Genomic DNA, 13886 nt, shown 5'->3' with positions numbered 1-13886 from the left:
ACGCATGGCACAAACTCCGGCGCGACCCCGCAAACCCCAGCTCAACCTCACGGTTACGGACCGGATTCAGCTCTCCCCGGGCATGGTGCGCGTGGTGTGCAGGATCGAGAACGCCGAGCAGTTCCAGGACATGGAGGCGCCGGAGAAGTACGTCAAGCTCGTCTTCTTCTCCGCAGCCACGCTCGCGGCGACCGCGCCCGGCGCGTTCCCCGACTACTGGGCCGCGCGCGAAAGCGCCGCACCCCAGGACCAGCCCGTCACGCGGCACATGACCCTGCGCCACACGGAACCCGACGCCGAGACCGTATGGATCGACGTCGCCCTGCACGGCACCGAAGGCTATGCGGGGCCGTGGGCGGATGCCGCGTCCCCCGGCGACCGGATCGTGGCGCTCGGCCCGGGCGGCAAGTGGCTCCCGGATCCGGCCGCCGCGTGGAGCGTCTTCGCTGGCGACGACGCCGCCGTCCCCGCCGTGCTCGCGAACCTCGAGGCGCTGCCCGCCTCGGCGCGCGGAGAAGCCGTCCTCGAGGTCGAGGACGCCTCCCACGAACTCGACCTCACCGACCTCGCGATCCCCGAGGGCGTCCGGGTGCGCTGGGTGCACCGCGCCGCTCAGCGGGACGGTGAGCGCGCCCTCGTGACGGGACTCGCGAACGCCGCGTGGCCCGAGGACACCGCGGGGGTGCAGGCGTTCGTGCACGGCGAGCGCGAGGCCATGAAGGCTGCCCGGAAGGAACTGCTCGACGTCCGCGGGCTCGAGCGTTCGCAGGTATCCCTGTCCGGGTACTGGGCGGCCGGGCGGGCCGAGGAGACGTTCCAGGCGGAGAAGAAGCTGCCCGTGGGCAAGATCCTCTGACCGGTCAGCGGCGGCGGTTGCGCCGCTGGGAGAGGTACTGCATCCGCTCGATGAACGGGCGCATGAGGTACTTGGCGAGCACTACGCCCGCCGCGAGCAGCACGATGGACACCATGGCGTTGACGAGTCCCGTGATGCCGTCCCCCGTGGTCTCGTTCTCCACGGTGATCGCGTACATTCCGCGGAACAGGCTCAACCCGGGCAGCAGGTAGGTCATCGCGGGGATCGCGAGGATCGCCTGCGGGATCTTGGCCCTCGCCGCGAGCAGCGCGGCCACGCAACCGCTCGCCACAGCCCCCACGCCCGTGGCCAATCGTGTGCTGGGATCGAAGCTGCCGATGCCGTGGTAAAAACCGAGGCCCACGAGGGCCGCGGCCACGGCGGGCAGCAGGTGACGCGGCTTCGCCTGCATAGTGATCGCGATCAGAGCGGTGGAGATCAGCATGAACAGCGTGTTGGTCATGGCTGCCGCGGGTGTGAACCCGGACTGGGAAACGTCAATCCGTGGGACCCCCAGGTGCGCGGACAAGGTGATCCCCAGGGCGATCCCGGCCACGATCCCCAGGAACGCCATGGCGGTGGACAGTAGTCGTCCGGCCGCGGTCACGGGGAAACCGTTGATCGCGTCCTGCATCGTGGAGACCATGCGGGTGGTGGGCAACAGCATGATGATTCCACCGGCGATGACCCTGGGCGGGGACACCTCGACCCCCACCGCCGAGATCAACAGGGCACCGAGCGTGACCACCAGGGCGTTGGCCGCGAGGGAGAAGAACTCCGGGATCCGCCACGCCCCCAGTTTCGCCGTGACGGACTGCACCACCACGGAGGAGACCACGGCCACGAGCGCACCGGCCGGGCTGCCGCCGATCGCCAGCGTGATGGTCCCCGCCGCGATCACCGTGGCGAGCCACACGACCCACTTGGGGTAGGGCTTGGGCCGGGCGTTGATCCGGGCGAGCTCCCGTTCGGCGTCCCGCAGGGGCGTGTTGCCCTCGATGATCCGGGTCACGAGCTGATGGGAGTCCGCGAGACCCGAGTAGTTGTCGGTCCATGAACGCACCACGCGCATCACGGTGTGGCTCGAGGTCGAAGAATCGCCCCACGGGTCCTGGCCGGTGCGCGGCGCGGAGCTCCCGCGCTGCTCCCCCGTGGTCCCGGGTGTGCCCGCCAGGGCGGTCGCGGGGTGGGCGGAGGAACCGGTGTCCTCGGTGACCCGCCGCGGGGCCTCGCCGGCGGCGGTGAGTTTGCCCGTGGCCGTGGTCTCCGCGACGTAGTTGATGGTCACCGACTGGTTGGTGATGTCCACGTCCAGGTTCTCCACCCCGTACGTGGCGCACACCGCGATGATCGCGTTCTCCACGTCCAGCGCGTCCGCGCCGTAGTGGAACATGGTCTCGGCCAGGCGCAGCGCGAAGTTGAGGGTGCGCCGGGCCTGGCGGTCCGTGCTGTCCCCGAACTTGCGCAGGTGCTGGAACGGTGTGGCGGTGAGCCGGTCCACCACACGCATGGGCGCGGTGGGCGCGGCGTCCCCCTGCACGAGGGAGCGCAACAGTGCCTTGGGTGCCCGCGACGGTTTGACCCGGGTTGCCGGGTACACGCCCCGCGAGATCGCGGTGGTCGCGGGCGCTGGCTCGTGCACCACGGTTTCCGGGCGCTCCACGGGTGAGCTCGCGGGGGCGGTGCCACGCCGGGACGGGCTGCTGATGGGTTCGGTCAATGCCGCGGGAACCGCCGCCCGGTGCCCCTGGCCCGCGCGGTCGGCGGCGATCTGGCCCGGTGTGAGGACGGGCAGGGAGGAGACCTGCGGCGTTCCGGTGCCGGTCGCGGGACCGTGCCCGGCGCTGCGGGGACGGACGCCGGGGACCCGCAGCTGCGACGTCGTCCGGGTGTCGGTGTGCACGGGCGCGCTACGCAGTTCCGCCCGGGCGGCCTGTTCCTCGGTGGGGCGCGGTGCGTAACGCGTACGACGCCGCGGACTCGTGTGCTGCACGGCGTCGCGCAGCGCGGTGTCCCCGGCGGGACCGAACGGTTCACCGTCCACCGCGTGCGGGCCCGTGCTCTCACCCGAGGACGGGTAGCCCTGGTGCGCCAGACGCGTCAATTGCTCGCTCACGCTCACGTGGGATCACCCTTCCCTGCCGCCGCAGGCACTGTTCGACTCCTGTGTGCTGGGGTGCGGCCCACACGCATCCGCTCGCGCGCCCGTGCTCGCCCACGTCCTCGCCTGCGGGCGAGCGGGGGCCGGGTGGAGGGGCCGCGGCCGCCGGTCAGTAGAAGGGCTGACCCGTGCGGCGCACCCACAACTGGCGCTGTACCTTCTCCGCCACGTTGTTCCACACAGCGTATTTCGCGCGGCTGAGTGGCTGATCCCAAACGCCCACGTAATCCACGACAGTCTTGGTGAAGCTCGTCTTGAACAACCCCAGACCGTAGTAGGGGTGCTCCTTGTTCTTGAGCTGGTCGGAGGGCGGGGTCCCGCAGAAGTCGTACTGGGTGATCTCGTGGTCCTGCTTCAGGTCCGTGATGGCGCTCCACTGCACGAGGTGCGAGTCCCCGTACTGCTTGCGCCGCGGCTTGGAGCCGCCGTCCTTGTAGGTGCCCTTGCGCCCGTAGGAGATCACGTAGGCACCCACCGAGGGCTTGCCGTCCTCGTACGTGAAGTAGAGCCGGCCCTGACCGCGATCGGCGAAATTGTTCCAGAACGCCCGGTAGTACTCGTAGGAACGCAGGGTCACCTTGGCGTGACCCTGACCCACGGAATCCATGAGCGCGTACATCGCGCGCATGTTCTCCTCCGTGAGCGGGACCTGGTCAACCTCGCAGCCCTCGCGGGTCGCACGGCGCACCGCGTTGCGACCCCGCGAGTGCAGGGACTTGAGCAGGGCCTTCTCGTCCATGTCCGTGTCCAGCACGGCGGTGGAGTCGTTGGGCTGAATCTCGAAGGACTTCACGAGTCCGCTGCGCGCCATCACGCCCGCGGCGTAGTCGGAGGCCACGATCTCGGGTTCGTACTTGATCGCGAACACGCCGCGCGCGGGACCCGCCACGAAGCGCTCGTTGGCCGCCACGATGCCGGGGATGTCGTCCACGCTCGCCACGTCCGGGCCCTTGATCATGTACCACAGCCTGCCCAGGGCGGGCACGGACTTCTCGAGCACCAGGTTGTAACTGGGCTGCGAACCGTCCGTGGGTTCGTACACCACGTACTGCGGCTTCCACCCGTGGTCCTTCTTGACCAGCGCGAACGCCTCCGACTGCAACAGGTTGCCGCCCGAGGGGTTGGCCGTGACGTGGGAGTCCCACTCGGCGATTTCCTGATCGGTGGCAAAACGTGCCGTGAATTCTCGCAAGGCTCTCTCAATCCTGTACAGGGGGCACTGACGACGTGAGGCGGTGCCGCGCTGTCGCGGCACCGCCTCACATGGTATCCCTCGGGCTCAGGCGAGCCCGGGGTTGCGGGTGCGTGAGTCGTCGGAGGGGTCCACGTGATCGGAGTCCGGGGACGGGTCGCTCGTCGTGTGCTGGGCACCGGCCGCGTTGCCAGGCTGCCCCTCGGGACGCCGGCTCGTGCCCGCGGTGGGCTGCCCGGGGTTCGCCTCGGAGGCCTGCCCCGCAGATGGCCCGCTCGTGCGCGGCGTGGCGGACTCGGTACCGCGCTCGCCGCCGGGGGCACCGGACAGCGCCGGCTCGCGATCGTCCGCCGGCATGACGTCGCCGGGTTCCAGCGGGCTGCGGCCCTTGAACACGTACTTGCCCGGGTGACCCGGGGTGAACTTGTCCGGATCGGCGTAATCCCAGTCCTCACCCCAACCGCCTTCGACGCCCTCGAACAGCTCGCCCGGCGTGAGCCAGCGGTAGAGGGTCTCGTACGAGATGCTCTGGGTGGCCGTGACCTTGCGGCGCAGCATCTGACGCGTGAGCTCCTCGGGGTGCTCGCAGCCCATGGTGGAGATGATCTGGCCCGCTTCCTCCACGGTCAGGCGGTGGTAACGCTCCACGCGGTCACCCTTGTCCTCGATGTCGAGGGCCTTGTAGAGCTTGGGGTTCTGCGTGGTCACGCCCACGGGGCACTTGTTGGTGTGGCACGCCTGGGCCTGGATGCAGCCCACGGCCATCATCATGGCGCGCGCGCTCATGCAGAAGTCAGCACCCTGGATGATGTGGCGCACGATGTCGTGGCCCGAGGTGATCTTGCCGGCGGCGCCGATCTTGATCCGGTCCCGCAGTCCCGCACCCACGAGCGCGTTGTGCACCAGGATCAGACCCTCCACGAGCGGGGTGCCCACGTGGTCCTGGTACTCGAGCGGTGCGGCACCGGTGCCGCCCTCGGAACCGTCCACGATGATGAAGTCCGGGGTGACCTTCTCCTCGATCATGGCCTTGCAGATGGCCAGGAACTCCACGCGCGAGCCCACGCACAGCTTGAAGCCGATCGGCTTGCCGTTGGACAGTTCCCGCAGGTGGGCCACGAACTGGATCAGACCGCGCGGCGTGGTGAACGCCGAGTGGCTGGCCGGGGAGATGCAGGTCTGGCCCACGGGGACCATGCGCGCCTCCGCGATCTCCTCGGTCACCTTGGAGCCCGGCAGCACGCCGCCCAGGCCCGGCTTGGCGCCCTGGGAGAGCTTGATGTTGATGGCCTTGACCTGCGGCAGGTTGGACTTCTTGCGGAAGGCCTCCGGGTCGAAGTTGCCGTTCTCGTCACGCGTGCCGAAGTACCCGGAACCGAACTCCCACATGATGTCGGCGTCGTGGGCGAGGTGGTACTTGGTCAGCCCGCCCTCACCGGTCTCCTGCGCGAACCCGCCCATGGCCGCGCCCTTGTTCATGGCGAGCACGGCGTTCTTGGACAGGGAGCCGAAGCTCATGGAGGAGATGTTCAGCAGCGAGGCGTCGTACGGCTGCTTGCAGTCCGGCCCGCCCAGGCGCACGCGGTGCTCGCTCTCCGGGGCCGCCTTGGGCGCCACGGACTGGACGAAGTACTCGTAGCCCGGTTCGTTCACGTTGAGCTCGGTGCCGAAGGCCTTATCGCCCTTGAAGCCCTTGGCCCGCGAGTACACGAGCGAGCGCTGGTCACGGTTGAACGGCTTGCCGTCGTAGTTGCGCTCGATGAAGTACTGCTGGATCTCGGGGCGGATCTTCTCCATGAAGAACCGCGCGTGCCCGAGCACGGGGAAGTTGCGCAGGATCGAGTGCCTGCGCTGCGTCGCATCGCGGATGCCCACGAGCAACAGCAGGAAGAGGATGACTGCGAGGATCCACCATCCCCAGGGACCGAAGACCGCTGCGAGAACCGTGGCAATCGTGGCCACGACCAGACCGGTCAGAATGAGAAACCGCACCATGCGATTCACCGTACTCCTCGCCCTGGGCCCCGACCCCGGTCACCGGAATGCGACGATCACCCCCCCCGGGAAAGCACCGACGCCGGGTGCCCACACAGGGGCGCCCGGCGTCGGCGGTGGTGAGGATCACTCGGCGTCGAGGTCCGTCTCGATGATCGAGGCGAGGTGCTCGAGGGCTTCCTCGGCGCCGTCGCCGTCGGCCGCGAGGACCACCTTGTCCCCGTGGGCCGCGCCCAGGGACATCAGGGACAGCACAGAGGACGCGTCCATGCCCTCCTCGGCGTCCTCGCCCTCGGCGCGGATGGTGATCTCCAGGTTCTCGTACTCGCCGGCGGCCTCCGCGAAGATCGCGGCGGGCCGGGCGTGCAGCCCCACACGGGAGGCCACGGTGGCAATGCGTTCTGACATGTCAGCTCCTTGCTGGGTCGGTTCGGGTGACGCTGGTTCGGGCGGGGTCACAGCCCCAGTTCGTGCAGCACGGGCAACTGTGCCCGCACGGCTTCCTTGGCCTCGCGCGCGCTCGTGGCGGACACGGCGAGTGCGGCCAGCCGCTCGGCCTGGGCGGTGTCCACGCGGGCGAGCACGGCGGCGACGGCGGCGAGCGAGCGCGCGCTCATGGACAGGGTGTCCACCCCGAGCCCCACGAGCACCACGGCGAGCGCGGGGTCCGCGGCGGCCTCGCCGCACACGCCCACGTTCTTGTGTTCACCGGACGCGTCAGACGCCGCTCGCGCACCCGCCGCGGTGCGCTCGATCATGCGCAGCACGGCTGGTTGCCACGGGGAGTTCAACTCGGCGAGTGCACCCAGCATGCGGTCCGCGGCCATCGTGTACTGGGTGAGGTCGTTGGTCCCGAGCGACACGAAGTCCACGCGCTCGAGGATCTGCTCGGCGGTGATGGCCGCGGCGGGTGTCTCGACCATGACGCCGGTGACCTGCAGCCCCTCGGCGCTCGCGAGTTCGTGGAACCGGGCGGCCTCCTCCGCGGTGGCGATCATGGGTGCCATGACCCACACGTGCGCACCGGTCTCCCGGGCCGCCGCCGCGATCGCCTCGAGCTGGCGCTGCAGCACGCCCGGGGTGGTCCAGTCGGTGCGGTAGCCGCGCACACCGAGCGCGGGATTGGGCTCGGTGGTGTCCGTGAGGAAGGGCAGGGGCTTGTCCGCCCCGGCGTCGAGCGTACGCACGACCACCTTCTTGCCCTCGAACGCCGCGAAGATCTCGGCGTACGCCTGGGTCTGTTCGGCCACGGTGGGTTCGCTGTCCCGGCCCAGGAAGCAGAACTCGGTGCGCAACAACCCCACGCCCTCGGCGCCGGCCTCGGCGGCCGCGCGGGCGTCGTCGCCGGTGCCCACGTTGGCAAGCAGCGGGACCTCGGTGCCGTCCGCGAGCGCGCCCCGGCCGTCGAAGGACGCGAGTTGCGCGGCCGCGCGCTGCCACGCGGTCACTGCCTCGCGTTCGTGCTCTGTCGGTGCCGCGACGACGGCGCCCTCGGCACCGTCCACGAACACGGGCGTCCCCGCGGGGACCTCGAGGATCCCCTCGACGGCCACGGCGGCCGGCAGCCCGAGGTTGCGCGCGAGGATCGCCGTGTGGGACTGGGGTCCGCCGGAGGCGGTCACCAGCGCCACGACGACGTCCGGATCCAGCACCGCGGTGTCCGCCGGTGCGAGGTCCTCGGCCGCGAGCACGAACGGCTCCTTGCGCTGGGGCACACCCGGGGCGTCTTCCCCGCGCAGTCGGGCGACGATGCGCGCGCGGACGTCCTCGATGTCCGCGGCACGTTCGGCCATGTAGCCGCCCATGGCCCGCATCTGGTCCGCGTACGCCGTGGCAGCCTGCCACAGCGCCCGCTCGGGGCTGAGCTGCTGATCGGTCACGAGCTTGCCCGCGTTCTTGATCAGGGCCTTGTCCCCCGCCATGAGGGACGTGGCCTTGAGTACCTCCGCCGCGGATTCCGAGCGCGCCCGAGCGGCCCTTTCCTTGAGCTCGGCCTTGACCTCGAGCGCCGCTGCCTTGAGGCGGTCGATCGCGGCCTCGGCGTCCCCGGTGAGCGGCTCACCCTCGGGCGGCTCGCTCACGGCGGGTGCCATGTGCACCACGGGGGCGATCACACGCCCGGGGCTGACCCCCACACCGCGCAGTTCCACGCGCTGCTGTGCGGCACCGGTCACGTCGTTGTCAGTCATAATGTCTCACACTTCCACGGTTTGTTGTGTCTGCGGAACCCCGGGGACCTCGCCCACGTGCTTCTTCACGTTGCCAATGCGCTTGAAGAGGGTGACCAGCACGGCGGTGACCACGGTGCCCGCCAGGATGGCGGCCACGAAGCCCCAGCGTCCGTCCACGACCGGCAGGATCCAGATCCCACCGTGCGGGGCAGCCGAGGTCACGCCCCACGCCATCGTCAGGGCACCGGTGATCACGCCACCGGCCATGGAGGCGGGGATCACGCGCAGCGGATCGGCCGCGGCGAACGGGATGGCACCCTCGGAGATGAAGGACGCGCCGAGCAGCCACGAGGTCTTGCCGTTCTCACGCTCCGCGGCGCTGAAGTACTTGCGGCCCAGCACGGTGGAGGCGAGCGCCATCCCGAGCGGGGGCACCATGCCCGCGGCGATCACGGTGGCCATGATCTCCTGCGGCGCCGTGTTGGTCACGGTCGCGGCACCCAGTCCGGCCACGGCGAAGGAATAGGCCACCTTGTTGATAGGACCGCCCAGGTCCGAGCACATCATCAGACCAAGCACGGCACCCAGGGTCACGGCCGAGGCACCGCTCATCCCGGCGAGCAGGCTCGTGAGCCACGTCATGAACGCGGCGATGGGCCCGCCGATCAGCAGGAACAGCAACCCGCCGGCGAACAGCGTGGCGAGCAGCGGGATGATGACCACGGGCATGAGTGATCCGAGCCAGCGGGGCAGTCGGGGCAGCGTCAGCCAGTACGCGCAGATGCCGGCCAGCAGACCGCCCACGATGCCGCCGATGAACCCGGCGCCCATGAAGTTGGCCACGAGACCGGCCGCGAAGCCGGGGGCGATGCCCGGACGGTCCGCGAGCCCGTAGGCGATGTAGCCCGCGAGCGCGGGGACCAACAGGCTGATCGCCAGGTTGCCGGTCTTGAACAGCACGGCACCCAGGTACATGGCCAGGGACACGTCCCCCAGGTTGCCCAGGGTGGTGGTGGCCAGGATGTCGTCGGCCTGCTGGGCCACGAGCACCGGGTCCGCGATCATGAACGCGATCGCCATGAGCAGACCGCCCGCGGCCACGAACGGGATCATGTAGCTGACACCCGTCATCACGGCCTTGCGGATCCGCGTGCCCCACCCCTCGCTGCCGGTCACGGCGGCGGAGATCTCACCGCCGTCGCCCGTGACCTTGGGCGCCTGGGGATCGTCCGCGGCCTCGAGGGCCTCCTGGATCATCTCGCGGGGTTCGTCGATCCCGCGCTTGACCGCGGACGCGATGTACGGCAGACCCGCGAACCGCGAGCGCTCCCGCACGTCCACGTCGGTCGCGAAGATCACGGCCTCCGCCTGACCGATCACGGCCGGGTCCAGACGCGTGGCGCCCGAGGAGCCCTGGGTCTCGACCTGCAGGTCCACTCCCATCTCCTGGGCGGTGTTGGCCAGGGCGTCCGCGGCCATGTAGGTGTGGGCGATGCCGGTGGGGCACGCCGTGACGGCCACGAGCCTGCGCGGACCCCGGGCGCCCGCGTCATCGGGCGCCGTCGACGTCGCGGATTCGGTCAGCGGCGCGTGCGTTCCGGTGGGTGCCTGCGTCCCGGCGTTCGACGCCGCGGTCGCACCGCTCGCACCAGCTACGGCTGCGCCGGCAGCGGCACCGCCGGTTCCCGTGGCAGCGGACCCGTCGGCACCGGTCGCGGCGGAGGATCCCGTGGCCGCGGTTCCGGTCGCCGCGGTGGGTGCCGCAGCGGCGTCGTCCGGCTGCGGAGCGAGACCGAGGGCCGTGTCCACGATGTCCACGACCTCCTCCGGCGACTGCGCTGCGCGCAGGGACGCCACGAAGGGCTTCTTCATGAGGGAACGTGCGAGCTTGGACAGCAGCTTGAGGTGCTCCTGGTCCGCGCCGGCCGGTGCGGCGATGAAGAAGACGATGTCCGCCGGTCCGTCCTTGGCCCCGAAGTCCACGGCGGGGGCGAGCCGCGCCATGACCAGGGTGGCCTGCGTGACGGCCTCGGAGCGGCAGTGCGGGATGCCGATCCCGCCCGGGATCCCGGTGGCGTTCTTGGCCTCCCGGGCCAGGGCGTCCGCGGCGAGGGAAGCCGCGGTGCTCGCGCGGCCCTCCCGGTGGACGGTGGCCGCGAGCGCACGGATCACACTCTCCGTGGACTCGCCCAGGTCCCGGTCCAACAGGACCAGGCCGGGATTGATCAGATCTGACATGTCGGTGCTCCTTGGCTACGGGGCGGTGGGTGGATCAGGTCCGGGGCTGCGTCTCGCGGGGCGCGGCCGGGGTCGGTGGGTTCGGCGTCGGGACGTCCGGTGTCGCGGCGCCTTGCCGTGCGGACGTCAGCTGCGTGACCCGCACGGCGTCGGGCGTGGTCTGCGCGACCGTGGGCATCTGCGTCCCGGGCAGGGCGGCGGCGGCGGAGCCGTGGGCCACGGCCCGGCGCAGGCGTTCGGCCGGCGCCTCCCCGCGCTGGGCGGCCACGAGGTACCCGGTCAGGGCGCTGTCGCCGGCGCCCACGGTCGAGCGCACCGTGACGGGTTCGTGCACGGCGTGCCACGCGCCCTCGGGCGTCACGAGCACGGCACCGTTGCCGCCCAGAGTGCACAGCACGGCCCCCACGCCGCGGGCCACGAGCTCCCGCCCGGCATCCGCTGCGGCGCGCGGATCGGCCTCGAGCGCATCGCCGTCGGCGCGGCCCAGCAGCTCCGCGAGTTCGTGGCCGTTGGGTTTGATCACGTCCGGCAGTACGGTGACACCCGGGGCGAGAGCCGCGCGCAGCACGTCCCCGGAGGTGTCCAGCGCGAACGACGGCGCGGCCGCACCGAGCGCGCCGCTCACGCGGGCGGCCAGCACGGCGTAGATGTCCGGGGCGGGCCCGGGCGGCACGGACCCCGCGAACACGAGCCACTGCGCACCCGCGCCGCGGGAGACGATCCGTTCTACGATCCGGTCCACGGTGTGCTCGTCCAGCGGGGGGCCGGGCTCGTTGATCTTGGTCGTGGTCCCGTCCGGTTCGGTCACGGTGATGTTGGATCGCACGGGCGCACCGATGGACACGCTGTCGTAGCGCACCCCCGCGGCGTCGAGCGCGGTGAACAGCGGATCGGTGCCGTCCCCCGGGACCACGGCCACAGTCTCCACACCGCTCGCGGCCAGCGCGCGCGAGATGTTCACACCCTTGCCCCCGGGGTCCTGGCGGGTGTCGCTCGCGCGCTGCACGCGACCGCGGGCCAGCGGGCCGGGCAGGTCCACGGTGCGGTCCACGGAGGGGTTGAGGGTCACGGTGATGATCATGCGAGAACCACTTCCACGTCGGCGTCTTCGAGGGCTTGGGCCAGCTCCCCCACGGGAGCGCGGTCGGTGATGAAGGTGTCGATCTGTTCGAGCGAGCAGAAGCGCGTGAGGGTCTCCTGGTCCTGCTTGCTCGCGTCGCACAGGACGACGACGCGGCGCGCGGCCTGCACGATCGTCGCCTTGACCACGGCCTCGATGGGGTCCGGGGTGGACAGCCCGAAGGAGGCGTGAGCGCCGTTGCAGCCCACGAACGCGAGGTCCGGGCGCAACTGGTCGTAGTGCTGGGCGGGCCGCGAGCCGGTGGCCGCCCACGTGAGTTTGCGGATCCGCCCACCCACGAGCTCGAGCCCCACACCCTCGGCGTCCGCGAGTTTCGCCGCGATGTGCAGGGCGTGGGTAATGATCAGCTGTTCCTGCCCGCCGGGCAGGTGGTTGTCCCGGGCCAGCAACAGGTCCGCGAGCGCCTCGACCGTGGTGCCGGCATCCAGGACCACGGCACCGGCCTCGGCATGTTCGAGTACCTCGAGGGCCTTGCGGGCGATGGCCCGTTTCTCATCGGCCGCGAGGCGCGCTCGGGAGTCCATCCCCTGTTCCCCGCTCGTGGACTGGTCCACGGACACGGCACCGCCGTGCACACGGCGCAGGTTCCCCTGGGACTCGAGCACGGCGAGATCCCGGCGGATCGTCTCCATGGTCACACCGAACCGTTTCGCCAGTTCCGCACCGTTGACACGGCGCTCGTGGCTCACGGTGCGTGTGATCTCCTCGTGGCGTTCTGCAGCGAACATCTTCACCTCACGGACCGGGGTGTCGGCGGTGAAACCCCTGAGTGATGTGAGCTTATGTCTGTTTATGTGGTTTTGCTAGCCCCTAACCCACATTTCCCATGCTCATGACGAGCAGGACCACGTTCAGCACCACCACGATCGCGGCGCTCACCCACCCGATGGCCGCGAGCACCGGGCCGTTGCGGAAGCGGCCCATGAGGGAGGCCCTGCCCGTGGCGCGCACCAGGGGGATGAGCGCGAACGCGATCCCGAAGCTCAGCACCACTTGACTCCCGACCAAGGCTGCAGTGGGTTCCGCGCCGAGCGCCAGGATCACGACGGCGGGGATCACCGTGATCAGCCGCCGCGCGAGCAGCGGGATGCGCCACCGCAACAGACCCGCCGTAACCACGTCCCCCGCGTAGGCACCCACTGCGGTGGAGGCGAGCCCGGAGGCCAGCAATCCCAGGGAGAAGACGACCCCCACGGTGGGCCCGAGCGCGTCGGAGATCGCGTGCTGCGCACCCTCGATCGTGTCCGTGCCCTCCATGCCGTAGAGGTTCCTGGCCGCGAGCAGGAGCATCCCTATGTTCACCGCACCGGCCACCACGAGTGCCAGCACCACGTCCACGCGGGTCGCGCGTAGGAGTTGGGAGACGCGCTCGGGGGCGTGACCCATGCCGTGACGGTCCCGACTCAGTGCGGAGTGGATGTAGATCGCGTGGGGCATCACGGTGGCACCCAGCATCCCCGCCGCGATCACCAGGGACTCGAAGCCCTCCAGCCGCGGTACCAGACCGTCGAGCACACCCCGCGGATCGGGCGGGCCCACCACGAGTCCCCCGAGAAACCCCACCGTGATGATCCCGAGCATCCCCAGGATCACGGTCTCGAACACGCGCTGACCGCGGTGGTTCTGGAGCGCGAGCACGAGCATGGACAGCGCGGCCACGATCACCCCGCCCAGGGGCAACGGGATGCCGAACAGCAACCACAATGCGAGCGCCCCGCCGATCACCTCGGCGACGTCCGTGGCGATCGCCATGAGCTGGGCCTGGGCCCAGTAGAGCACCCGGGTACCGGGCGGCAGCGAACCGCCTAGGACCTGCGGCAGGGACAGCCCCGTCACGATCCCGAGCTTGGCGGAGAGGTACTGGATGATCATGGCCATGAGGTTGGCGAGCACGAGCACCCATACGAGCAGGTAGCCATGCCCCGCACCCGCGCTCACGTTCGCGGCCACGTTACCGGGGTCCACGTACGCGATCGCGGCCACGAACGCCGGCCCGAGTGCGGCGATGGTCCCGTGCGACGACGCCCGCGCCGTCGTACCCCCCGCACCGGTCGCGTCCTGCGGCGCTGGATTGCCCGACGTCATGGTGGCCTCCTGCTCATGTCCACCGTCCCGCGCACCGTGTGGCACGG

The 13886-nt window shown here is 70.5% G+C and carries 10 protein-coding genes; 1 reads left to right on the top strand and 9 read right to left on the bottom strand.

Translation table 11 applies throughout. The features are described from left to right. The first annotated feature begins 4 nt into the window (after positions 1–4). On the top strand, positions 5–856 hold the full coding sequence (locus tag RF637_RS06530) for a siderophore-interacting protein (RefSeq protein ID WP_368844428.1): 852 nt from the start codon (positions 5–7) through the stop codon (positions 854–856). A gap of 4 nt (positions 857–860) precedes the next feature. Here the strand turns inward: RF637_RS06530 and RF637_RS06525 are convergent, their stop codons facing one another. From RF637_RS06525 to RF637_RS06485, 9 genes are all read right to left on the bottom strand, one after another. Further along, complete coding sequence (locus RF637_RS06525) at positions 861–2972, bottom strand: threonine/serine exporter family protein (RefSeq protein ID WP_368844427.1); 2112 nt, start codon at positions 2970–2972, stop codon at positions 861–863. 154 nt (positions 2973–3126) lie between these two features. Continuing rightward, positions 3127–4209, bottom strand: coding sequence for a peptidoglycan bridge formation glycyltransferase FemA/FemB family protein (locus RF637_RS06520; protein ID WP_035963815.1), 1083 nt, complete (start codon positions 4207–4209; stop codon positions 3127–3129). Between the two features lie 87 nt (positions 4210–4296). Continuing rightward, positions 4297–6204, bottom strand: coding sequence for an FMN-binding glutamate synthase family protein (locus tag RF637_RS06515; protein ID WP_368844426.1), 1908 nt, complete (start codon positions 6202–6204; stop codon positions 4297–4299). A 126-nt stretch (positions 6205–6330) separates the two neighbouring features. After that, the gene (locus RF637_RS06510) at positions 6331–6612 is read right to left on the bottom strand and encodes an HPr family phosphocarrier protein (RefSeq protein ID WP_035963817.1); all 282 of its coding nucleotides are present in this window, start codon (positions 6610–6612) and stop codon (positions 6331–6333) included. Positions 6613–6659: 47 nt separating this feature from the next. Next, complete coding sequence (ptsP, locus tag RF637_RS06505) at positions 6660–8393, bottom strand: phosphoenolpyruvate--protein phosphotransferase (RefSeq protein WP_368844425.1); 1734 nt, start codon at positions 8391–8393, stop codon at positions 6660–6662. Between the two features lie 6 nt (positions 8394–8399). After that, complete coding sequence (locus RF637_RS06500; RefSeq protein WP_368844424.1) at positions 8400–10613, bottom strand: fructose-specific PTS transporter subunit EIIC; 2214 nt, start codon at positions 10611–10613, stop codon at positions 8400–8402. Positions 10614–10647: 34 nt separating this feature from the next. Further along, entirely contained in the window at positions 10648–11694 is a 1047-nt protein-coding gene (locus RF637_RS06495) for a 1-phosphofructokinase family hexose kinase (protein ID WP_368844423.1), read from the bottom strand. Beyond that, a complete protein-coding gene (locus RF637_RS06490; protein ID WP_290656969.1) occupies positions 11691–12482 on the bottom strand; it encodes a DeoR/GlpR family DNA-binding transcription regulator in 792 nt (263 codons plus the stop codon). Before RF637_RS06490 ends, RF637_RS06495 begins: the two co-directional genes overlap by 4 nt. An 82-nt stretch (positions 12483–12564) precedes the next feature. Then, positions 12565–13839 carry an Nramp family divalent metal transporter gene (locus RF637_RS06485; RefSeq protein ID WP_368844422.1) on the bottom strand — a complete coding sequence of 425 codons (1275 nt, stop codon included), beginning with the start codon at positions 13837–13839 and terminating at the stop codon, positions 12565–12567. Between the last annotated feature and the right edge of the window lie 47 nt (positions 13840–13886).

The organism is Kocuria sp. CPCC 204721, assembly GCF_040980945.1.
GTDB lineage: Bacteria > Actinomycetota > Actinomycetes > Actinomycetales > Micrococcaceae > Kocuria > Kocuria marina.
This window is presented reverse-complemented; position numbering and strand designations above follow the sequence as displayed.